At 67.6% G+C, this 20,346-nt stretch carries 20 protein-coding genes; 15 read left to right on the forward strand and 5 right to left on the reverse strand.

The window, feature by feature from the left end:
- The first annotated feature begins 12 nt into the window (after nt 1-12).
- From ACNQR1_RS31360 to ACNQR1_RS31410, 11 genes are read left to right on the forward strand one after another with little or no spacing between them, the layout of a single operon-like run.
- Entirely contained in the window at nt 13-825 is an 813-nt protein-coding gene (locus tag ACNQR1_RS31360; RefSeq protein WP_418049430.1) for an MlaE family ABC transporter permease, read from the forward strand.
- Between the two features lie 23 nt (nt 826-848).
- Nucleotides 849-1,679 carry an MlaE family ABC transporter permease gene (locus tag ACNQR1_RS31365; RefSeq protein ID WP_418050571.1) on the forward strand — a complete coding sequence of 277 codons (831 nt, stop codon included), beginning with the start codon at nt 849-851 and terminating at the stop codon, nt 1,677-1,679.
- Nucleotides 1,676-3,127, forward strand: coding sequence for an MCE family protein (locus ACNQR1_RS31370; RefSeq protein ID WP_418049431.1), 1,452 nt, complete (start codon nt 1,676-1,678; stop codon nt 3,125-3,127). The genes ACNQR1_RS31365 and ACNQR1_RS31370 overlap by 4 nt, the downstream gene beginning before the upstream one ends.
- Nucleotides 3,124-4,176 carry an MCE family protein gene (locus ACNQR1_RS31375; protein ID WP_418049432.1) on the forward strand — a complete coding sequence of 351 codons (1,053 nt, stop codon included), beginning with the start codon at nt 3,124-3,126 and terminating at the stop codon, nt 4,174-4,176. The genes ACNQR1_RS31370 and ACNQR1_RS31375 overlap by 4 nt, the downstream gene beginning before the upstream one ends.
- Nucleotides 4,177-5,232, forward strand: a complete 1,056-nt coding sequence (locus ACNQR1_RS31380) for an MCE family protein (RefSeq protein ID WP_418049433.1) — start codon at nt 4,177-4,179, stop codon at nt 5,230-5,232. It begins immediately after the preceding gene.
- Complete coding sequence (locus ACNQR1_RS31385) at nt 5,229-6,332, forward strand: MCE family protein (protein WP_418049434.1); 1,104 nt, start codon at nt 5,229-5,231, stop codon at nt 6,330-6,332. Before ACNQR1_RS31380 ends, ACNQR1_RS31385 begins: the two co-directional genes overlap by 4 nt.
- A gap of 6 nt (nt 6,333-6,338) precedes the next feature.
- On the forward strand, nt 6,339-7,409 hold the full coding sequence (locus ACNQR1_RS31390) for an MlaD family protein (RefSeq protein ID WP_418049435.1): 1,071 nt from the start codon (nt 6,339-6,341) through the stop codon (nt 7,407-7,409).
- On the forward strand, nt 7,406-8,629 hold the full coding sequence (locus ACNQR1_RS31395; RefSeq protein ID WP_418049436.1) for an MlaD family protein: 1,224 nt from the start codon (nt 7,406-7,408) through the stop codon (nt 8,627-8,629). Before ACNQR1_RS31390 ends, ACNQR1_RS31395 begins: the two co-directional genes overlap by 4 nt.
- Entirely contained in the window at nt 8,626-9,237 is a 612-nt protein-coding gene (locus ACNQR1_RS31400) for a mce associated protein mas1a (RefSeq protein ID WP_418049437.1), read from the forward strand. Before ACNQR1_RS31395 ends, ACNQR1_RS31400 begins: the two co-directional genes overlap by 4 nt.
- A 39-nt stretch (nt 9,238-9,276) precedes the next feature.
- A complete protein-coding gene (locus tag ACNQR1_RS31405; RefSeq protein ID WP_418049438.1) occupies nt 9,277-10,182 on the forward strand; it encodes an oxygenase MpaB family protein in 906 nt (301 codons plus the stop codon).
- A 35-nt stretch (nt 10,183-10,217) separates the two neighbouring features.
- Nucleotides 10,218-10,886: an oxygenase MpaB family protein gene (locus ACNQR1_RS31410; RefSeq protein ID WP_418050572.1), complete on the forward strand. Its 669-nt coding sequence runs from the start codon at nt 10,218-10,220 to the stop codon at nt 10,884-10,886.
- A gap of 56 nt (nt 10,887-10,942) precedes the next feature.
- Here ACNQR1_RS31410 and ACNQR1_RS31415 read toward each other — a convergent pair whose 3' ends face one another.
- A complete protein-coding gene (locus ACNQR1_RS31415; RefSeq protein WP_418049439.1) occupies nt 10,943-11,452 on the reverse strand; it encodes a hypothetical protein in 510 nt (169 codons plus the stop codon).
- 163 nt (nt 11,453-11,615) lie between these two features.
- A complete protein-coding gene (locus ACNQR1_RS31420; RefSeq protein WP_418049440.1) occupies nt 11,616-12,308 on the reverse strand; it encodes a demethylmenaquinone methyltransferase in 693 nt (230 codons plus the stop codon).
- A gap of 162 nt (nt 12,309-12,470) precedes the next feature.
- Here ACNQR1_RS31420 and ACNQR1_RS31425 point away from each other — a divergent pair, with 162 nt between their 5' ends.
- The 3 genes from ACNQR1_RS31425 to ACNQR1_RS31435 all read left to right on the forward strand — a co-directional run bounded on the left by ACNQR1_RS31425 (nt 12,471) and on the right by ACNQR1_RS31435 (nt 16,196).
- Nucleotides 12,471-13,295: an SDR family oxidoreductase gene (locus ACNQR1_RS31425; protein WP_418049441.1), complete on the forward strand. Its 825-nt coding sequence runs from the start codon at nt 12,471-12,473 to the stop codon at nt 13,293-13,295.
- A gap of 62 nt (nt 13,296-13,357) precedes the next feature.
- Nucleotides 13,358-15,355 carry an aconitate hydratase gene (locus ACNQR1_RS31430; RefSeq protein WP_418049442.1) on the forward strand — a complete coding sequence of 666 codons (1,998 nt, stop codon included), beginning with the start codon at nt 13,358-13,360 and terminating at the stop codon, nt 15,353-15,355.
- A 4-nt stretch (nt 15,356-15,359) separates the two neighbouring features.
- Nucleotides 15,360-16,196 carry an alpha/beta fold hydrolase gene (locus tag ACNQR1_RS31435; RefSeq protein ID WP_418049443.1) on the forward strand — a complete coding sequence of 279 codons (837 nt, stop codon included), beginning with the start codon at nt 15,360-15,362 and terminating at the stop codon, nt 16,194-16,196.
- 23 nt (nt 16,197-16,219) lie between these two features.
- Here ACNQR1_RS31435 and ACNQR1_RS31440 read toward each other — a convergent pair whose 3' ends face one another.
- Entirely contained in the window at nt 16,220-17,347 is a 1,128-nt protein-coding gene (locus tag ACNQR1_RS31440; RefSeq protein ID WP_418049444.1) for a glycosyltransferase family 4 protein, read from the reverse strand.
- A gap of 89 nt (nt 17,348-17,436) precedes the next feature.
- Between ACNQR1_RS31440 and ACNQR1_RS31445 the strand changes: the two genes are divergently transcribed.
- Complete coding sequence (locus ACNQR1_RS31445) at nt 17,437-18,129, forward strand: DsbA family protein (protein ID WP_418049445.1); 693 nt, start codon at nt 17,437-17,439, stop codon at nt 18,127-18,129.
- Here the strand turns inward: ACNQR1_RS31445 and ACNQR1_RS31450 are convergent.
- Both ACNQR1_RS31450 and menD read right to left on the reverse strand, forming a co-directional pair.
- A complete protein-coding gene (locus ACNQR1_RS31450; protein WP_418050573.1) occupies nt 18,113-18,598 on the reverse strand; it encodes a DUF3592 domain-containing protein in 486 nt (161 codons plus the stop codon). The genes ACNQR1_RS31445 and ACNQR1_RS31450 overlap by 17 nt on opposite strands.
- Nucleotides 18,599-18,630: 32 nt before the next feature.
- Nucleotides 18,631-20,325: a 2-succinyl-5-enolpyruvyl-6-hydroxy-3-cyclohexene-1-carboxylic-acid synthase gene (gene menD, locus ACNQR1_RS31455; protein ID WP_418049446.1), complete on the reverse strand. Its 1,695-nt coding sequence runs from the start codon at nt 20,323-20,325 to the stop codon at nt 18,631-18,633.
- Nucleotides 20,326-20,346 lie beyond the last annotated feature (21 nt).

Raw genomic sequence — 20,346 nt, forward strand, 5'->3', positions numbered from 1 at the left:
GGAAGGAACTCGATGACCTACGAGCTACCAGCGTCCAAGGGCCCCGTACGGGACGTCCTGGTCCAGGGCGGCTACGTGCTCGGCTTCTCGGTGCAGGCGCTCGTCAGCGTCGTCACCGCATTGGTCCGCCGGCGCCTGGTGCTCGACGAGGTCGTCACCCAGACCCTGTTCATAGGCCGGGTGTGCACCGGGCCGGCCCTGCTGCTGATGATGCCCATCGGGGTGTTCATCGCGGTCTCGGTCGGTGAGCTCGCCGGGCGCATCGGTGCCGGGGGCTACTCGGGCGCGGTGGTGGCGTTCATCATCGTCGGCCAGGCCGCGGCCCTGGTGTGCGCCTTGATGATGGCCGGTGTGGCCGGTTCGGCGATCTGCACCGACCTGGGATCGCGCACCATCCGCGAGGAGATCGACGCGATGGAGGTCATGGGCCTGGACGTGATCGAGCGTCTCGTCGCGCCCCGCCTGGTCGCCGCCGTCATCGTGGCCCTGGCCCTGTGCTCGATCGTGACCTTCGGTGGCGTGATGGCCTGCTACCTGTACCACATCAGCGTGCAGCACCTGCCCGCCGGAACGTTCCTGGCCACCTTCAGCCAGTACGGCCAGGTGTCGGATTTCGTTATGGCACTGATCAAGTCGGCGGTGTTCGGGCTGACCGCGACCCTGGTCGCGACCTTCAAGGGCCTACACGCCAAGGGCGGGGCCGGCGGCGTGGCCAACGCGGTGAACGAGGCCGTGGTGCTGGCCTTCGCGCTGGTCTTCATCCTGAACACCACCATGTCGGCGCTGTACACCGTCGTGGTTCCGGCCGTGGGCAGTTACCGGTGACCGCGATCACCAGCAGCGCTGCCCTGCACCGAATTTCGCGTCCGGCGATCGCCGGGTACGACGCACTCGCCGTCGCCGGCCAACACGTCACCTTCTACGCCAAGGTCCTGGGCTCCCTGCCGTACGCCCTGGTGCGCTACCGCAAGCACACCCTGGGACAGATCGGCGAGGTCACCTTCGGCACCAGCTCGCTGCTGTCGGGCGGCGGAACCATCGGCATCGTGTTCGCCATGTCGCTGGCCGCGGCCATGATGCTGGGCGTCGAGACCCAGCGCGGCCTGGACCTGGTCGGGATGAACACCCTCTCGGGCATGCTCGCCGCGATCGCCAACACCCGCGAACTGGCGCCCGTGGTGGTGGCAATCGCGTTGGCCGCCAAGGTCGGGACGGGATTCACCGCCCAGATCGGGGCCATGCGGATCTCCGACGAGATCGACGCGATCGACGCCATGGCGCTGCGCTCGATCCCCTACCTGGTCGGCACCCGCGTGCTGGCCTCGGTGGTCTGCGTCATCCCGATCTACATGATCGGGCTGCTGGCGAGCTACCTGTCCACGCGCACCGTGGTGGTGATCTTCAACGGCGCCTCCCCCGGCACCTACGACTACTTCTTCCATCTGGCTCTCGGGCCGCGAGACCTCCTCTATTCCGGGATCAAGGCCATCGTCTTCGCGATCGTGGTGGCACTGGTGCACTGCACCTACGGCTACTTCGCCTCGGGCGGACCCGCCGGGGTGGGCCAGGCCGCGGGCCGGGCGCTTCGCACCGCGATCCTCGCGGTCGGCATCCTCGACGTGTTGCTGACCTTCGCGCTGTGGGGCCTGGTCCCCGAGATTCCTGGGATGGGAATGTGAAGCGCCTCAAGAGATCCCGCAGGTCGGCCGAACCCAGCCGGGCGAAACTGGCGCTGCGCGGGCTGGCGGCGGCCGCCGTGGCGATGGCCGTGGCATCCGTCCTGGTGGCCCGGGCCTCGGGACATCTGGAACGCAGCGCCGACGTGTTCGTCGGCGTTCCGGTGTCGGCCGGACTCATCACCGGCGGATCCCCGGTCCGCTACCACGGTGTGAACGTCGGGCGCATCGCCGACATCGAGTCGGGCACCCGCACCTCGCGGGTCCGGCTGGCGATCGAACCCGACAGCCTTGGCATCATCCCGTCCTCGGCGGTCGCGCGCATCGTGCCCCGCACCTTCTTCGGCGACATCTACCTGCAACTCGTCGATCCGCAAGGCAACCGGTCGGCAACCGGCCTGAAGCCGGGTGACACCGTGGCGATCGACGACAGCCCCGACGCGATGGCGCTCTACGACGTGTTCACCAAGATCGTCGAACTGTTCTCGCAGATCAAACCCGAGCGCATGCAGACCGCCCTGACCGCGATCAGCCAGTCGCTGCGCAACCGCGGCACCCAACTGGGCACCACGATCGACAACCTGAGCGCCAGCGCGCAGGTGCTGACCCCGTCGCTGGTGCGATTCCTCGACACCACACCGCAATTCCGGGATGTGATGGCCTCGCTGAACACCGCCACCCCCGACATCATCTCGACGCTGTCGGCGGCGACGTCGGTGTCCAACCGGATGGTCGACGACCAGAAGAAGTTCGCTTCGGCCATCGACGGTTTCGCCCGGTTCTCCTCGGTGCTCACCTCGTTCATGTCCGATCATCGCGAGCAGTTGATCACCGTGGTGGATTCGGCAGGCAAGATCATGGCGACCACGGCCGCCCAGCCCCTGGGATTGGTCGACACCCTGGCCGGCGCCCAGTCGTTCGGTGAGGCCGGAGCCAAGGTGTTCGCGACGGGCAAGTTCAACATCACCGCCGTGGCGACCTTCGCCGGACCGATGCCGTACTCGATGCAGGACTGTCCGGTCTACGGCACCACCCAGGGGGCCCGCTGCGCCGAATCGGCTCCGTCGGGTGTGGTGCCGGATCAGCCGGCGGACGTGCTGGCCCGCCCGGCCGCCGACCTGCCGGTCACGCCGTTCACCGCACCGGCCCCGCACATGCCCACGAACTCGTTCCTGCCCCCTGGGCCCGGACTTCCGCAGTCCGCACCCATACCCACGGAACCACTTCCAGCCGAAGCAGTTCCGGGTGAGCCTTCGGTCGCGCCGGCTCCATCGAGTCCCGAGGCTGCGCCCGCGTCAGCGGTCGTCGACGCCGACGGCCAGGCCCATGCGCTGGCGGTCCTGCAAGATGAACTGGTTCCCCCTGCCGGCGCCCCTTCGACCCAGCCCAACATCGCCACGGTGCTCATGCTGGGCCCGCTGGTGCGCGGCACGGAAGTGCAGGTCTCATGAACCGCAACGGCCGGTGGCAGTCGTGGACCAAGGTGGGTGCCTTCGGCACGGCCGGGATACTCAGCGCCGTGTTGGTGATCAACACCCTGTCGGTACCGGTGCGCGGGAGCACCGTCACCTACCAGGCGCAGTTCACCAGCGTCGAGGGCCTCAACGTCGGAAACCCGGTGACCATGAACGGCATTCGGATCGGACGAGTGGATACGATCCGGTTCGCGCCCAACGCCGACGGCACCAGCCGGGCCGACGTCGACATCGAGGTCAACTCCGATTTCACCCTAACGAGCAACGTCACCGCAGCGGTGCGCTACGGGGACATGCTCGGTGCGCGCTATGTGGCCCTGTCCGATCCGGGTGGCGCCATCATGGACGTGTCCACCGACGAACCGCCGGCCAGGCTGGCCGCCGGGGGCGTCATCCCCCTGGCCCAGACCTCTCCGGCGGTGGATCTGACCGCGCTGCTCAACGGGTTCAAGCCACTGTTCGACGCGCTGGCCCCCGAGCAGGTCAACACCCTGACCCGGGGATTCGTCGAGACCTTCAGCGGTCAGGCGCAGACCTTGACGACGCTGCTGACCCAGATCGCCGCCATGACATCGAGTTTGGCGGGGAACTCCACCATCTTCACCCAGCTGATCGACAACCTGTCAGCCCTGATGCACACGATGAACACCCGTCAGCCGCAGCTGGAGCAGATGCTCACCGGGCTCAACCGGCTCAGTGCCGCGGTGACCTCCGGGGACCGGCAGTTCGAGATGCTCATCGACCAGGGCAATGCCGTGCTGGCCACTCTGGCCAACACGGTCAACAACTCCAGCGCCGCCTACGGAGACACCATCACCAACCTGAACACCATGTTGCAGACCTGGCAGCCCAACACCGAGCAATTCACCACGCTGCTGGCGCGGCTGCCGGAGTTCGGCGATGCGATCAACCGGACCTCCAGCTACGGCGGGTTCGTCAGCCTGTACCTGTGCAACTTCACCCTCAAGATCCGCAGCCACGAAGCCAACATCTTCGGCTACACGCATTCCGAGGTGTGTCAGTAGATGTTCCTCGTCAAACTGATCGACCTCTTCGTCGGCGCGGTGATCTTCCTCTTCGTCAAAGATCAACGCAAGCACAACCCGTCAATCCCCTTGGCGCTGGGCATGATCGGCACCATCACCCTGATCGCGATCATGGTGGTCTCGATCGGGATTCCCCGAGCCGTCTACCACGTGCGGACCAACGCGTACGTCGCCGAGCTGGCCAACGCCAGCGGACTGAGCGGCGGTGATCCGGTCTACGTCGCCGGAGTGCCTGCCGGACGGGTGGAGGGCGTGGGCCTGGCGGGCGACCGGGTGCGCGTCGGCTTCCGGCTGGACAAGGCCCAGGCCCTGGGGAACCGCACCACGGTGACGGTGCGACTACGGACCGTGCTGGGCAAGCGGTTCCTCGACGTGATGCCGGCCGGAACGATAAACGGCATGGACTCCAACGTCATTCCGTTGTCGCGCACGACCGTTCCCTACAGCCTCGACGAGGTGGGGCGCAAGGCCGCCGACACCGCCGAGCACGTCGACCAGCAGCCGTTGACGGCGATGATGAACACCCTGGCCGAGACCATGCCGGGCAACAGCACCGAGCTCGGCCAGGCGCTCGCCGGGATCAGCGCGGCCAGCTCGGCCTTCGCCGACAACGGCGACAAGATCGACGAGATCCTGCGGATCAGCCGGTCGATGACCGAAATGCTGTCCCACCAGACGGATTCACTGGCCGATACCGCCGCCAACGCGCAGTACATCGTGTCGTCGCTGGCCGCACGTCGTCAGGCCCTGACCGACATCGTCGGTAACCTGACCGCGATCATGCGGCACCTGGCCGCGATCTACACCGAGAAGCAGGCCGATTTCGGCAGTTTGATCGCCGGCCTGACCGCGGTCACCGGAACCTTGAAAGCCAACGTGGACAAGATCGACCAGACCCTGCAGAAGATGCCGCCGGCGATCCGCGCGGTCACCAACGCCACCGGAAACGGCAACTGGGCCGACGTCAACTCGCCGTCCGTGGTGATGCCCGACAACCTGTTGTGCTTCCTCAACGTTCAACGGGAGTGCCGATGAAACGTAAAGCTGTGCTCGCCATCCTCGTGGCCGCGTGCCTGGTGGCCGGCGGCTGGTACGTGTTCGGCCGCACCGACCGGGCGCGCACCGTGCACGCCGACTTCGGCTACATCAACGGCATCTATCCGGGCAGCAAGGTCACCGTGCTCGGGGTGCCGGTCGGTCGCGTCACCGCCGTGACACCGCAGGGCACCACGGTGCGGGTCACCATGACCCTGCCCGACGACGTCGCGCTGCCCGCCGAACCGGACGCCTACGTGGTGAGCCCGGCGCTGATCAGTGACCGCAGTGTGGAACTCGGCCCGGCCTACAGCGGGTCGGGCCCCACCCTGGCCGACGGGCATGTCATCGGCGCCGACCACAGCCACTCCCCGATCACCTTCGACAGCATGCTGGGCAGCCTGAGCACGCTGACCTCGGCGATCGGCCCGCAACAGGGCGACATCGGTGCGGTGCTGACCCGCGGCGCCGAGCAGTGGCACGACCAGGGCAAGCTGTTCAACTCCGCGATGCGCAACCTCAGCGCCGCCAGCGGTGTGCTGGGTGCCCGCGCCGAGGACATCGGTGCGGTGGTGGACAACCTCAGCACCCTGATGGCCGCGTTCAACCAGCGTCAGGTGTCGCTGAACCAGATGGTGGACGAACTCGGCCAGGTCGGCGACAGCTGGGCCGACGCCAACGTCGACATCGCCCAGCCCATGGCCGATCTCAAGGTGGTGCTCAACCAGGTCGACACCTTCGTCTCCCAGCACGGCGACGACCTCGGCACCATCGCGGCCAACCTCAACGCCGTCGGCGACGTGCTGACGGCCAAGCAGCCGCAGCTGGCCGAGTTCATGGACCTGGTGCCGCTGATGATGCAGAACCTGTCCAACACCGTCGGCCAGGACCGGCGCGGCCGGATCCGGCTCAACGTGTCCACGGTGCTGAGCCAGTTCGCCGCGGCGCAGAACTTCTGCGACCGCAACATGCTGCCGATGTGCGTGGGCGCCGGGATCACCAACCCGATCTCCTATCCGATCAGCCGGTCGGACCCGCTGGGCATCGTGTCCGCGGTGACCGGCAATGCCCCGGCGCCGAACCCGAAGTACCCGAGGTGAACGGTGATGCGTAGAACCCTGCCCCGCCCCACCCTGACCGGTGTCGCCACCGGCTGCGCGATAGTCGTGGCCGCTGCCGGCGTATGGGCGGTGAGCGAGATCGGAATTCAGGACCTGCCGCTGGGCCGCACCTCCCCCACCGACGCCATGGCCGTCACGGTGGTGCTGCCCACCGCGGACGGCATCACCATCGGAGCCGACGTCCGCAACGGACAGAAGGTGGTGGGCCGGGTCAGCGGGATGAGCCTGGCCGCCTCGGGAGCCTCGGTGCAGCTGAGCCTGGCCGACGCCGACGGGCTGGACTCCGGGACCGTTGCCAGCGTGGAACTGCCCTCGGCCCTTGGCAATCCGTTCGTCCGGCTCAGCAGTGCACAGCTCGCGCCCCAGCGCGCGCTGCGCGACGGTGACGTGATCCCGCCCAGCCACACCGAGCTCGGGCCGCAGATCGAAAGTGCGCTGGCCACATTCGGCGCGTTGCTGTCCCGCAGCGGCGTCGACCAGCTCGCCACCATCGTCACCGAACTGGACAAGGCGTTCGCCGGGCGGGCGGACAAGGTGCGCGGACTGATCGACTCGATGTCGCTGCTGGCCGCCAAGGCCTCCGAACACCAGGGCGAGTTCGATCAGGCGATGAGCCTGGCCGCCAACATCACCGGACAGTTCAGCAGCGAGCAGAAGACCGTGGCCGGATACCTCGACGCGGTACCGAAGGTCGTGGCGATGCTCGATGTGCAGCGCGCCAAGCTGCAGACGCTGTTCTCCTCGACCACCGCGCTGGCCGCCACCGCCAACAGCGTGCTGTCGTCGACCGACCTCAACACCATGGTGACCGACGCAGGCACCGTCGTCGGGATGATGGGCACCTTCAACGACCGGCTCGGCGGGATGCTCACCGCGATGAACAGCTTCCTGGAGAAGTTCGGCAACTCGGTCCACGGCGACTACCTGATGTTCGATGGCGCGCTGGACATTCCGGGCACCATCGACAAACTGCTGACCGGAGGGTTGATCGTCAACGGCACCCCGATCACCGGGGACGTCGCCCTGGAGGGGTTCCTGTCGGGAGGACTGAATTGAGACGCCTGGTAGTGGTTCAGCTGGCGATCTTCGCGGTGATCGCCGCGATCGTCATCCCGTTCGGTATCCGCTATGTGGCCGGGCCGCAGGGCTTCCGGACGCCGATGACCCTGACCGCGACGATGACCGACGCATTCGGCCTGACCGCAGGGACCAGCGTCACGGTGCGCGGCGTACAGGTCGGCACCGTCGACGACGTGTGGCTCACACCCGACGGCACCGCGATGGTGCGGCTGGCGATCGACCCGGACACCCGGATCCCGCGCGATGCGATCCTGACCGTCGGAATGGGTACCGCCGCGGGGATCCAGAGCGTCGACATCATGCCGCAGTCCGACGCCGGGCCGTACCTGGCCTCCGGTGACACCATCGCCGCACCCGCCGACCGCCAGCCGATCCAGATGGACCGGATCATGGGCGACACCGCCCAGCTGGTGAAAGGCATTGACACCCAGGCAGTTCAGTCGGTCGGAACCGAACTGTCGAACGCGTTCGACGGGCTGGGCCCCGATCTGGCCATGCTGATCGACAACGCGTCGGACATGTCCACCCGCATCCACAACCAGACCGGCCAGCTGCAGCCGCTGATCGAGGGCACCGCGGAACTGGTCACCACCATGGCCGGCCAGGGCGATCCCTTCGTACGCGGCATGGGCGCCAGCGCACGACTGGCCAACCAGCTCGACGGCAGCGGCCCGGCGTTCCTGTACATGACCGACCGTTCACCGGCCGCGCTGAAATCCCTGCAGCGGGTTCTGGACACCTATCAGGGCACTTTCGGCGCAACCCTGGCCAACCTGGCCACCGTCACCCCGATCATCGGGGACCGCACCGACTCACTGCAGACGGGGCTCACCACGATCCCCAAGGGCCTGCAGGATCTGACCTCCATCGTGAAGCTGGACGCCACCGGCCAGACCCGGGCGGATTTCTCGTTGATCGCCACCCAGGGGCCGGTGTGCAACTACGACGTCGACCGCCGGGCCATCGGCGATGTCAGCGCGAAAGAACCCAACCTGGTGATGTACTGCCCACCCGCACCCGACATGCTGATGCGGGGCGCGGTCAACGCACCCCGACCCAACGATCTCGGCCTGCAGAACTCACAGACCCCCGGACATCCGATCGGACCCGAGGTGGTCAGTGACCCGGTCAAGATCCCGACCCTGGCCCAGCTGGCCTACAAATGGCGCAGCATCCTGAAAGGTGGCCCACAGTGAGCAAATCCGACGATGACGACCGCAGCGAATCGGTGCTGACGTTGGAGGACCCCGAAGAAGACACGACAGACGAAGCCGAGGAGCCCACTGCGGAGGCAGAGGCCGAGTCCGAAATCGCCGCGCCCGGCCGGCTCAAGCGCCGGCTCGTGGCGGGCCTGGTCGCGCTGCTGGCCGTCGCCGCCACGGCCGCGCTGGTGGTGTTGTCGCTCGGCGAATACCAGCACCGCCGAGACGATGCCCTGCGCACCGACGCCGTGGCGATGTCGCGTGACTATCTGGTGGCGATGGCCGCATTCGACTACCAGAAGATGGACGCCAACCGTGAGCACATCGTCGCCAACTCCACCCCCGGGTTCGCGGCCAAGTACGACGAGATGGTCAAGGCGCTCCGCGACATCGTGGTGACCAGCAAGGGCGTCGCGACCGCAACGGCCGATCACGTCGTCGTCGACTCGCTCGACGGCGGCACCGCGACCGTCGTCGCGTTCGTCGACCAACACGTCACCAACGTGACTGCGCCACAAGGCAGCAATCAGAAGTACCGGATGGTGGTCAAGCTCGTGCGCAGCGGCGACCGCTGGATCGTGGACGACGTGCAGACCGTGTAACCCGACTGTTCGCCATAGTTCGCCCCTGAGAGGAGTCCCATGCCAGCGACATATGTGGATCTGGCCGCCGAGCCGCGGTTGACCACTGCCGAGACCCGCATCACGGTCACCCAGCGGGTGCCGCGGTGGATCAGGAAGAAGAACGTCGACCTCTCCGACGCGCTGGACTTCTGGTCCGCTGCCGGGGCGGCCGCCAACGTCATCATGCAGATGAGCTGGCCGGAGGTCGGCTACGGCGTGGCCGAAAGCCGGTTGGAATCAGGCAGTTTGGTGCATCACCCGTGGAAGCGGCTGCGCACCACGGCCCAGTATCTGACCGTGGCGATCCTCGGCACCGACGAGGAGAGGACCGCGTATCGCGAGGCCGTCAACGTGGCGCACCGGCAGGTCCGGTCCACCGAGGACAGCCCGGTGAAGTACAACGCGTTCAACCGTGAACTGCAGTTGTGGGTGGCGGCCTGCCTTTTCATCTTCTACGAGGACACCCATCAGCTGCTCTACGGCACGATGACCGAGGAGCAGGCCGAGGGCTTCTACCAGAGCGCCATGACCATCGGCACGACGCTGCAGGTGCTCGAGGAGATGTGGCCGGCCACGCGGGCCGACTTCGACGCGTACTGGAACACCGCTTGCGAACGCGTCGAGATGACCCCGTTCGTGCGGGACTACCTCATGGTCCTGGTGGATTTGCGGATGATCAACTGGCCGATGCGGATGATGCTGGCACCGCTGTTGCGGTTCTTGACCATCGGCTTCCTGGCGCCGGTGTTCCGCGATGCGATGGAACTGGAGTGGACCGAGACCGACCGGCGCCGCTTCGAGCATCTGTTCCTGTTCGTGGCGTTCGTCAACCGCTTCCTACCGAAGTCCCTGCGCACCGGCAACTATGCGGTGCTGCTGAAGGACCTGCGCCGCCGGATCCGCCGCAAGAAAGCCCTGATCTGAGCGGGGCGGCCACCCAGCTGGGCCCGGATACGCTGCTGTCGCAGTATCTCCGGGACCGGCGGTTTCTGTTCGTCCTACCGAGGGCGGTCTGCCTGCAGTCACTGCATCCGACGATCGCCACCGGGATCTCGCAGCACGCGCTGCTGCACCGGCGGGTCTGGTTGCACCACAAGCGCACAGTGACCCAGGCGATCAGGATCGCCTTCACCGAAGTCGACATGCGGCCCTACATCCGGTTCGCCCACGAGGAGGTCAAGGGCCGCGACCCGGACGGGCAGAAATACCACGCGCTGAACCCCGACATCTTCCACTTCCAGCACGCCACCTACGTGGAAAGCCTTGTGATGATGGTCAATACCTTCATCCGGACACTGGATGAAGGTGAACACGAGCAGCTCTACCAGGAGTGCTGTGCGTGGTACCGGCGCTACGGTATCTCCACCCGACCGATGCCGGCGAGCTGGCCCGACTTCCGCGAATACTTCGAGCACGAGTGCCGGACCCGGTTGTCCGCGGGCGAGCATTTCGAGCCGTTTCGCCGGCAGATGTTCGCGCCGACGGACTGGTGGCCGCGGGCCGTGCCGCGCCGGGCGATCCGGGCCATGCAGCATCCGCGGGCTGCCGAGTTGACGGGCATCGAGGTCAGTGCCGGAGATCGGCGCTCGCTGCGACGTTTTGCGGTGATGAGCCGGGCCCTGTCCTGAGGGGTGACCGGGCCGCAGTCGACAAAGCTGGTCGCCGACGCTCGGCGCTGAACTGGCTACCTGCCCACCGCCACCAGGTGATACGCGAGTTTGATTATCGAGTAGTCGGCGCCGCCGCACATTCGGACATCGACCTTGAGGCGGATGCGTTCCAGGTTGCTCTGGTCACCGGTCAGCCCGACGGTATCCCATGTGCAGCTCCGGATTTCGGTTCCCGACGCATCAGCCGAATCGTTGTCTTTGAACGAGAATCCCGCCACGGCGACGATCGGTGAAACATCGCGCACGCTGCGCCACGGGGGACCGACCTCCATGTGCACCTCGTGCGTTCTCCACGTCTTGTCGTCGTCGTTCGGGTAGAAGTCGCCGCTGAGCGGGAGTGGGTCCAGGACATTGCTTCCCGGCGGCGGTCCGAGCCCGATCGGCGCGCCGTACACGTTGGTGTTGCTCTTGTCGAAGAAATTGGCGTAGCCCGAGATGACCCGGCACTGGGTTCCGCTGCTCGCCACCGGAATGTTCATGATCTCTTCGGTCTCAAACGATTCCGGCGTGATGATTCCGGCCATCATGTCTCCCCTTCGTGGACGTGACCGAAGGGTAAAGCGCTGGAACCCGACAGATCTGGGGTAGTCGACTACCTCAATTTTCACCGGGCGGCGTGCGCGAGCGTGCGCAGACTGTCGGCGATTCACGGCGTGCCGGGCAGCAGACACGCACGCTCGCGGTGCGTCAGGGGGACGGCTTGGTGGCGGCGTGCAGTGCCACGATGCCGCCGGTCAGGTTGCGCCACTTGACCTGTGACCAGCCGGCCTCGCCGATGCGCCGGGCCAGCTCGTCCTGATCGGGCCAGGCCCGGATCGACTCGGCCAGATACACATAGGCATCGGGGTTGCTCGACACCGCGGTGGCCATCCGCGGCAGCGCCTGCATCAGGTACTCCTTGTAGAGCGTGGCGAACGCACGGTTGGTCGGCGTCGAGAACTCGCACACCACCAGCCGGCCGCCGGGCCGGGTGACCCGGGCCATCTCGCGGAGACCCGCCACATGGTCGACCACGTTGCGCAGCCCGAAGCTGATGGTGACCGCGTCGAACACGCCGTCGGCGAACGGCAGCCGGGTGGCGTCGGCTCCCACCTTGGGTACCGGGCGCGATGCACCCGCGGCGAGCATGCCCACCGAGAAGTCCGCGGCCACGCACCAGGCACCCGAGGTGGCCAGCTCGACCGTCGACACCGCGGTGCCCGCGGCCAGGTCGAGCACCTTGTCGCCGGGGCCGATGCCCAGCGCCGCACGTGTCTGCCGGCGCCAGAACCGGTCCTGCCCGAGCGACAGCACCGTATTGGTCAGGTCGTAGCGTCGCGCCACGGCATCGAACATCGATGCCACTTCGTGGGGGTTCTTCTCCAGGCTCGCTCGACTCACAGTGCTGACGCTACCGGGCGGCGGCCAATACCTTGACAGTGACCGAAACCCTGGCGCCCGGTCGGCACTCCCTGTGGACTTCCTGCAAGTCGGATGGTGCGGGAATGGGCGGGTGCACGCGACGCCTTGAACCGCAGGGAACGAAAAGTCGAAGGGTTGATCATGAGCGAAAAAGTGTGGTTCATCACCGGTGCATCGAGGGGTTTCGGGCGTGAGTGGGCGATCGCGGCCCTGGACCGCGGCGACAAGGTCGCCGCCACCGCGCGCGACACCGCGACGCTGACCGATCTGGCCGACAAGTACGGCGACGCGCTGCTGCCGATCCGGCTGGACGTGACCGACCGCGACGCCGACTTCGCCGCCGTCGAGCAGGCCCACGACCGGTTCGGCCGGCTGGACGTCGTCGTCAACAACGCGGGCTACGGCCAGTTCGGGTTCATCGAGGAGTTGTCGGAGTCCGACGCCCGCGATCAGATCGAAACCAACGTCTTCGGCGCGCTGTGGGTCACCCAGGCCGCGCTGCCGTATCTGCGCGCCCAGGGCAGCGGTCACATCATCCAGGTGTCCTCGATCGGGGGCATCACCGCGTTTCCCCTGGTCGGCATGTACCACGCGTCCAAGTGGGCGCTCGAAGGGTTCTCACAGTCCCTGGCCGCCGAAGTGGCTCCGTTCGGTGTCCATGTGACGCTGATCGAGCCGGGCGGCTTCTCCACGGACTGGGCCGGATCCTCGGCCAGACATGCTGCCCCGCTTGCCGATTACGACGAGGCCCGCGAGGCCGCGCAACGCGCCCGGGCGCAGCGCAGCGCCAAGCCCGGCGATCCCAAGGCCTCGGCCGAGGCGGTGCTCAAGATCGTCGACGCCGAAAACCCGCCGCTGCGGGTGTTCTTCGGCGAACTGCCGTTGCAGCTGGCCAAGGCCGACTACGAGAACCGGCTGGCGACGTGGGAGCAGTGGCAGCCGGTGTCGGTGCTCGCCCAGGGCTGACGTTCCCGATGCGAGGAAGGTGAGCCGGTTTCGGGGGGTCGGCACGCGGGAACGCTAGGTGGATGCCGGAGAGCGTCACACAGAAGTTGATCGGGTCCCATCTCGTCTCCGGGTCGATGACACCCGGGGACGAGATGGCCATCCGGATCGACCAGACGCTGACCCAGGACGCCACGGGAACATTGGTGATGCAGGAGCTCGAGGCGCTCGGGCTCGATCGCGCCCGCACCGAGGTCAGCGTTCAGTACGTCGATCACAACCTGCTGCAGACCGACGAGAAGAACGCCGAGGACCACGAGTACCTGCGGACCGCGGCGCAACATTTCGGGCTGTGGTTCTCCAAACCCGGCAACGGGGTCTCGCATCCGACACACATGCAGCGCTTCGGCATACCCGGCAAGACGATGGTGGGTTCGGACTCCCACACCCCCGCGGCCGGGTCGCTGGGGATGCTGGCGATCGGTGTCGGCGGCCTCGAAGTGGCACTGGCCATCGCCGGCGAGCCGCTGCACCTCCGCGCGCCCGAAGTGTGGGGTGTCCGTTTGGAGGGCGAACTGCCGCAATGGTGTTCGGCGAAAGACGTCATCCTCGAAATGCTGCGCCGCCATGACGTCAAGGGCGGGGTGAACCGCATCATCGAGTACCACGGCCCCGGTCTGGCCGGGCTGTCGGCCATGGACCGACATGTCATCGCCAACATGGGCGCCGAACTCGGGGCGACCACCACCGTGTTCCCCAGCGATGACGCGGTACGCGAGTTCCTCACCGCCGAGGATCGCGGTGACGACTGGGCGGAACTCGTCGCCGACGAGGGAGCGCAATACGACATCGACGAGGTCATCGACCTCACACAACTCGAACCGCTGATCGCCAGACCGTCGTCACCCGGCAACGTCGTCCCGGTATCGGAGGTGGCAGGCGAACCCGTCGCCCAGGTCGTCATCGGCTCCAGCGCGAACCCCGGCCTGCGGGACTTCGCGATCGCCGCGGCCATGGTGCACGGCCACCAGACCTCGCCCCAGGTCAGCTTCGACGTCAACCCCACCTCCCGCGAGATCCTCACCGACCTGACCAGGATGGGCGCCACGACCGAGCTCGTCATCAACGGGGCACGCATCCACCAGGCCGGCTGCATGGGCTGTATCGGCATGGGTCAGGCCCCGGCCACGGGCCGCAACTCGCTGCGGACAATGCCCCGCAACTTCCCCGGCCGGTCCGGCACCAAAGAGGATTCGGTGTGGTTGTGCTCACCGGAAACCGCTGCGGCGTCGGCGATCACAGGGGTCATCACCGATCCGCGGCAGTGGGCCGCCGACAACGGGATCGAATACCCGGAGCTTGATCTGCCCACCCATTTCAGCGTCAACACGGCCATGCTGGTCGCCCCCGCGGCGCCCGAGCAGGCCCGCGCCGTCGACGTCGTCAAAGGCCCCAACATCTCCAGCCTTCCCGACCTGACACCGCTGCCCGATGTGATCGAGGCACCGGTTCTGCTCAAGGTCGGCGACAACATCTCGACCGACGAGATCTCACCGGCGGGTGCACGTGCGCTGCCGTTCCGGTCGAACATCCCCAAACTCGCGATGTTCAGCTTCACCCAGATCGACGAGACCTATCCGCAACGCGCGCAATCCACGCCATCGGGGCACATCGTCGTCGGCGGCGAGAACTACGGGCAGGGCTCGTCACGTGAGCACGCCGCGATCGCACCCCGCTACCTCGGACTGCAGGCGGTGATCGCCAAATCGTTCGCGCGGATCCATTGGCAGAACCTCGCCAATTTCGGTGTGCTCGCACTGGAATTCGTCGATCCCGCCGACTACGACGCGGTGGCGCAGGACGACCAACTCGTCCTTGGTGATCTGCGACGGGATTTGGCCGGCGGACAACCGATCATGGTGACCAACACCACGCGCGCCACGTCCTTCACGGTGCGCCACCGCCTTTCACCACGGCAGATCCGGCATGTACTCGCCGGCGGCCTCATTCCGTGGCTGGCGGCTCAGCAGAAAACGAGGCGGCGAACCCCGCCAGCAAACCTCGCACGGGCGTACCGTTGAGCCCATGCCGACGATCACGACTTCTGACAATGTCGAGATTTTCTACCGGGATTGGGGTTCGGGCCAGCCCATCGTGTTCAGCCACGGGTGGCCGTTGTCCGCCGACGACTGGGACACGTTCATGCTGTTCTTCCTGCAGCACGGCTACCGTGTCGTCGCCCATGACCGGCGCGGCCACGGACGCTCCTCCCATGTGGCCGACGGCCACGACATGGACCACTATGCCGACGACCTCGCCGCCGTGGTGCACCACCTGGACCTGCACGACGCGATCCACGTCGGACACTCGACCGGCGGCGGTGAGCTGGTGCATTATCTGGCGCGGCACGGGCTGGACCGGGCCGCTCATGCGGTCCTGATCAGCTCGGTGCCGCCGCTGATGGTCAAGACCGACGCCAACCCGGGTGGTCTGCCCAAGTCGGTGTTCGACGATCTGCAGGCACAGTTGGCGGCCAACCGCTCGGTGTTCTACCGCGCCCTGCCGTCGGGTCCGTTCTACGGCTTCAACCGCGAACAGGAGAAGACCCCGCAGCCTGCCCGCGAGGCGATCATCGCCAACTGGTGGCGCCAGGGCATGATGGGCGACCCCAAGGCCCACTATGAAGGGATCGTGGCCTTCTCCCAGACCGATTTCACCGAGGATCTGAAGAAGATCACCCTGCCGTCACTGGTGATGCACGGCGAAGACGACCAGATCGTGCCGTACGCGGATTCCGGGCCGCTGTCGGCGAAGCTGCTGCCCAACGGGACCCTCAAGAGCTACCCCGATTTCCCGCACGGCATGCCGACCACCCAGGCCGACACGATCATGGCCGATCTGCTGGAGTGGTTGCGCTCCTGAGCCGCGTTGCGGCCGAAGGGCAATCAGGCGGCGCGCAGCTGCCGTAGGCCCTGTACGGCCTCGTAGTGCCCGATCAGTTCGTCGCAGACGGCGGGCCAGGTGCGGCTCAGCACGCTGCGGCGCGCGGCCACCGAGTAGCGCGCCCGCTCGGCGATCAGGTGTTCCACAGATGCGGGCAGGGCGGACTCGAATTCCCCGACGGGCAGCAGCAGCCCGGTTCGGTACGGCGCCACCAGGTCCCGGGGCCCTCCGGCGTCGGGCGCGATCACCGGCAGGCCCGAAGCCATCGCCTCCTGCACCGCCTGGCAGAACGTCTCGTGCTCCCCGGGGTGGACGAAGACGTCCATGCTGGCGTAGGCCGCCGCCAGTTCGGTTCCGTGCAGTTCCCCGGTGAAAACGGCTGTGGGCAAGACTGTTCGAAGTTTGGCGCGGTCCACGCCGTCGCCCACCACCACCAGCTGAAGATCGTCCCGCCCGGCCAGCGCGGCCAGCCGCTCGACATGCTTCTCCGGCGCCAGCCGGCCGACGAACCCGACGATCGGCTTGCCCTCGGGAGACCATGCCGCCCGTAGTTGCTCATCGCGGGCCGACGGTGCGAAACCGGTGATGTCGACCCCGCGCCCCCATTTGAAGACCCGGGGAATCCGATGGGCTTCAAGGTTTTCCATCGCCGAGGTGGACGGCGCCAGGGTGCGGTCGGCCTTGCTGTGCAGACGGCGCGTCCACGCCCAGGAGGCACGTGAGAGGACGCCGACGCCATAGCTCTCGGCGAACCCGGCGACATCGGTCTGGAACACCGCCACCGTCGGCACACCCAGGTAGCGGGCGGCATGCACACCGCCCCAGCCCAGCAGCGCCGGCGATGCGAGGTGTACGACGTCGGGATCGAAGCCGCGCAGCACGTTCACCATCCGGGGACGCGGCACGCCCAGCGGCAGTGAGGTCACTTTGGGAAACATCCGGGAGGGCACCCGGTGCACCCGCACGCCGTCGTGCACCCGGTCGGCGGGCGGCTGACCCCGCGGGGTGTCCGGGGCGATGACGAGTACCTCGTGGCCGGTGCGGCGGAGATGCTCGATCACCCGAAGCACCGAGTTGGTGACGCCGTTGACATTCGGGAGGAAGGACTCGGCAACGATTGCAACGCGCACATCCGAATGGTCGCAGCGGCACCTGTCCCCTAGGTAGCGTCCGGGGATACGACACGCTAAAACCTGATGCGCGGGGCTAGTGTTGCGACATGCGATTGTCGCGCGTTGCTGCAGCGATGCTGGCCACGTTGGCTGTGTTCGTTGCGGGGTCCACCACCGGTTGCACCCGGCTGGTCGACGGCGCCGCGCAGGCCAACGGCGACAAGCCCGGCAGCGCGATCATCGAGGACGGCTGGGGTATCCAGATCGGTTATCCGGACGCGCCCGCTCAGATCGAGTTCTTCACCGAACCGCAGTGCCCGGCGTGCGCGCACCTGCAGCACGAGGCCGGCGACGCCATCGCCGCGGCCGTCGGCCAAGGCCGCCTCGCGGTGACCTACCGGCCGCTGACCTTCCTGGACAGCCTGGGCACCGAATATTCGGCGCACGTGGCCAACGCAATGTTCCTGGCCGCGGGCCCGAGCACCACGGGAACCGCGTTCCAGGCGTTCGTCCAGGACCTGTGGCGCCACCAGGACCCCGAGGGTTCGCCCGGCCCGACCGACGAGGCGATCGCCGCGATGGCGTCGGAGAGCGGTGTCGGTGCCGAGCAGACCGACAAGATCGCCGCGGGAGAGCAGGTCATCGACTCCGAAGCGCTGAACGACGCCAACGCCGAACTGCTCAGCGAAACCCAGTACGAGGTGTCCACCCCGGCGATCTACGACCTGATCGGCGAGCAGGTGGTCGACACCAGCGACCCTGACTGGCTGACCAAACTGCTGGCTACGCCGCAGAGCTGACCCGGCTGAGCCGTCGCTGCAGAAACGCCAGCAACGTCAGCGCCGCGGCCGCGACCAGCCAGCCCACCACCGCGGTCGACCCGGCCGGGATGATCGCCAGCGACGCGTCGCGGTCGCGCACCCGCACCAGGTCGGGATTGTTCTTGTCGTACTCGACGTAGATGCGCATACCGGTGTCGAGTTCGGAGGGGTACAGCACGCCGAGCTCGGGGCGGTAGGTCACCCGGTCGGGCGTCACGAACTCGATCGTCGAGCGCCGCGGTCCGGCGCTGAGCACCTCGGCCGCGGCCACCCCCATGTTGCGCTCGATCTGCTGGTCGTTGCGCCAGGCACCCACCACCAGTAGCACCGACTGCAGCGTGACCAGGCAGGCGGCGATCACCACACCGATCCGCACCCGACGGATGATCCGCTGCGACCGCGTCTCCGTCGGTTCGCCGTACAGATGCGGAATCAGCGGCTGCACCATCGCCCGCAGTCGCGCGGCGATCTGCGTGGGCCTCACAGGGCGGCCTTGATCGACGCGTGCAGGGCCCGCAGCGAGGACCGGTCGGCCTTCACCTCCAGCACCCGCATCCCGTCGAAGGGTTCGGCCAGCGCCGCGCCGAGTGCGTCGACCTCCACCTGCGCGCATTCCACGTGATAGGCGCGGCACAGCGCCGCGATGTCCACATCGTGCGGGGTGCCGAAGATCCGCGACGACACGTCGGAGAACCTCGGGTCCCCCTGCTCGAGCAGCTCGAAGATGCCGCCGCCGTTGTCGTTGGACACCACGATCGTCAGGTTGCGCGGCGTCGGCTCCGTGGGCCCGATCAGTAGCCCCGAGCTGTCGTGCACGAAGGTCAGGTCTCCGATCAGCGCGATGGTCCGCCGGGATTCGGTCCCGTCACCCGCCCGATCATGCGCCAGTGCCGCGCCGATCGCCGTCGACACCGTGCCGTCGATACCGGCCACGCCGCGGTTGGACCGCACCTTGACGCCCTCGGTGCTCAGCCCGACCAGGGCGGCGTCGCGCACCGGGTTGGACGCCCCGAGCACCAGCTGGTCCCCGGGGCGCAGCGCGTCGGTGACCACCGCGGCCACGTGCAGGCCGGTGGTCAGCGGGTGCGACGCGAGTTGTTGGCGCACCGCGGCCAGCGCGTGCCGGTTGACCTCTGCGCAGCGGGCCAGCCAGGCCGGGTCCGGGGTTCCCGTCGTCACCGCCCGGGTTCCGGTGGCCATCGAATTGCCCGAGACGTCGGGCCAGCGCGGGCCGGTGGTCAACGCGTACACCGGCACCGCCGGATCGGCCAGCAGCGCCGAGACCGGCCGGTGCAGGGTGGGCCGGCCCAGCATGATGACCTGCTTGGGATGCACGAGGCGCAGCGCCAGCGGATGCAGCGGGTTCTGCGGAAGCGGTGCGGTGGGCTCGGCCACCGTGGGCAGCCCGGCCAGGTTGGGGTGGATGCCGGCGCCGTGTCCGGCGATCACCACGGTGTCCGGTGTGAGGTCGACCTCCAGCGGCTGGTCGAAGCTCACCGGCGGGGTGTAGGTCCACGGCTTGCCGTCCGGGCGGCCTTCCGACGAGTGCTCGTGCGAGGAGCCGACAAGCCCCGGGATCGACGCGTCCCCGTGGGCGCTGTCGGGAACCAGCGGCTCGCGCAGCGGGATGTCGAACTGAACCGGGCCGGCGTTGGCGGTGCGCGATCCGGTGGCCGCCGCGAGCACCCGGCAGGTCGCCGAACGCCACTGGGCATTGAGCGAGACGAGTTCGCCCGGCTTCCCCCCGGTGAGATCGGGTGCAAGACCCACGCTGATGTTGGCCCGCACCTGGGTGCCGAAGTAGCCCAGCTGCTCGAAGGTCTGGTTGGCGCCGGTGCCCAGCATCTCGTAGGGCCGGTTGGCGCTGAGCACGATCAACGGCACCCGGGCGTAGTTGGCCTCCACGACAGCGGGGCCCAGGTTGGCCACCGCCGTACCGGAGGTCATCGCGATACAGACCGGGGCCCGTTCGGCGACCGCGAGCCCGACGGCCAGGTAGCCGGCCGTGCGTTCATCGATGCGGACGTGCAGGCGGATCCGTCCGGCCCGGTCGGCGTCGGACAGCGCGAAGGCCAGCGGGGCGTTACGCGAGCCAGGGCACAACACCACGTCGCGGACGCCGCCACGGATGAGTTCGTCGACGACTACGCGCGCCTGTGCCGTCGATGGGTTCACCACTCCACCTTATTCGTCAGT

Source organism: Mycobacterium sp. 48b, assembly GCF_048282725.1.
Lineage (GTDB): Bacteria > Actinomycetota > Actinomycetes > Mycobacteriales > Mycobacteriaceae > Mycobacterium.

Bases quoted from the DNA above. Each gene is read 5' to 3' on its own strand.
- ACNQR1_RS31360 (WP_418049430.1), top strand. From the start codon at position 13: ATGACCTACGAGCTACCAGCGTCCAAGGGCCCCGTACGGGACGTCCTG.
- ACNQR1_RS31375 (WP_418049432.1), top strand. From the start codon at position 3,124: ATGAACCGCAACGGCCGGTGGCAGTCGTGGACCAAGGTGGGTGCCTTC.
- ACNQR1_RS31380 (WP_418049433.1), top strand. From the start codon at position 4,177: ATGTTCCTCGTCAAACTGATCGACCTCTTCGTCGGCGCGGTGATCTTC.
- ACNQR1_RS31385 (WP_418049434.1), top strand. From the start codon at position 5,229: ATGAAACGTAAAGCTGTGCTCGCCATCCTCGTGGCCGCGTGCCTGGTG.
- ACNQR1_RS31390 (WP_418049435.1), top strand. From the start codon at position 6,339: ATGCGTAGAACCCTGCCCCGCCCCACCCTGACCGGTGTCGCCACCGGC.
- ACNQR1_RS31405 (WP_418049438.1), top strand. From the start codon at position 9,277: ATGCCAGCGACATATGTGGATCTGGCCGCCGAGCCGCGGTTGACCACT.
- ACNQR1_RS31415 (WP_418049439.1), bottom strand. From the start codon at position 11,452: ATGGCCGGAATCATCACGCCGGAATCGTTTGAGACCGAAGAGATCATG.
- ACNQR1_RS31425 (WP_418049441.1), top strand. From the start codon at position 12,471: ATGAGCGAAAAAGTGTGGTTCATCACCGGTGCATCGAGGGGTTTCGGG.
- ACNQR1_RS31430 (WP_418049442.1), top strand. From the start codon at position 13,358: ATGCCGGAGAGCGTCACACAGAAGTTGATCGGGTCCCATCTCGTCTCC.
- ACNQR1_RS31435 (WP_418049443.1), top strand. From the start codon at position 15,360: ATGCCGACGATCACGACTTCTGACAATGTCGAGATTTTCTACCGGGAT.
- ACNQR1_RS31445 (WP_418049445.1), top strand. From the start codon at position 17,437: ATGCGATTGTCGCGCGTTGCTGCAGCGATGCTGGCCACGTTGGCTGTG.
- ACNQR1_RS31450 (WP_418050573.1), bottom strand. From the start codon at position 18,598: ATGGTGCAGCCGCTGATTCCGCATCTGTACGGCGAACCGACGGAGACG.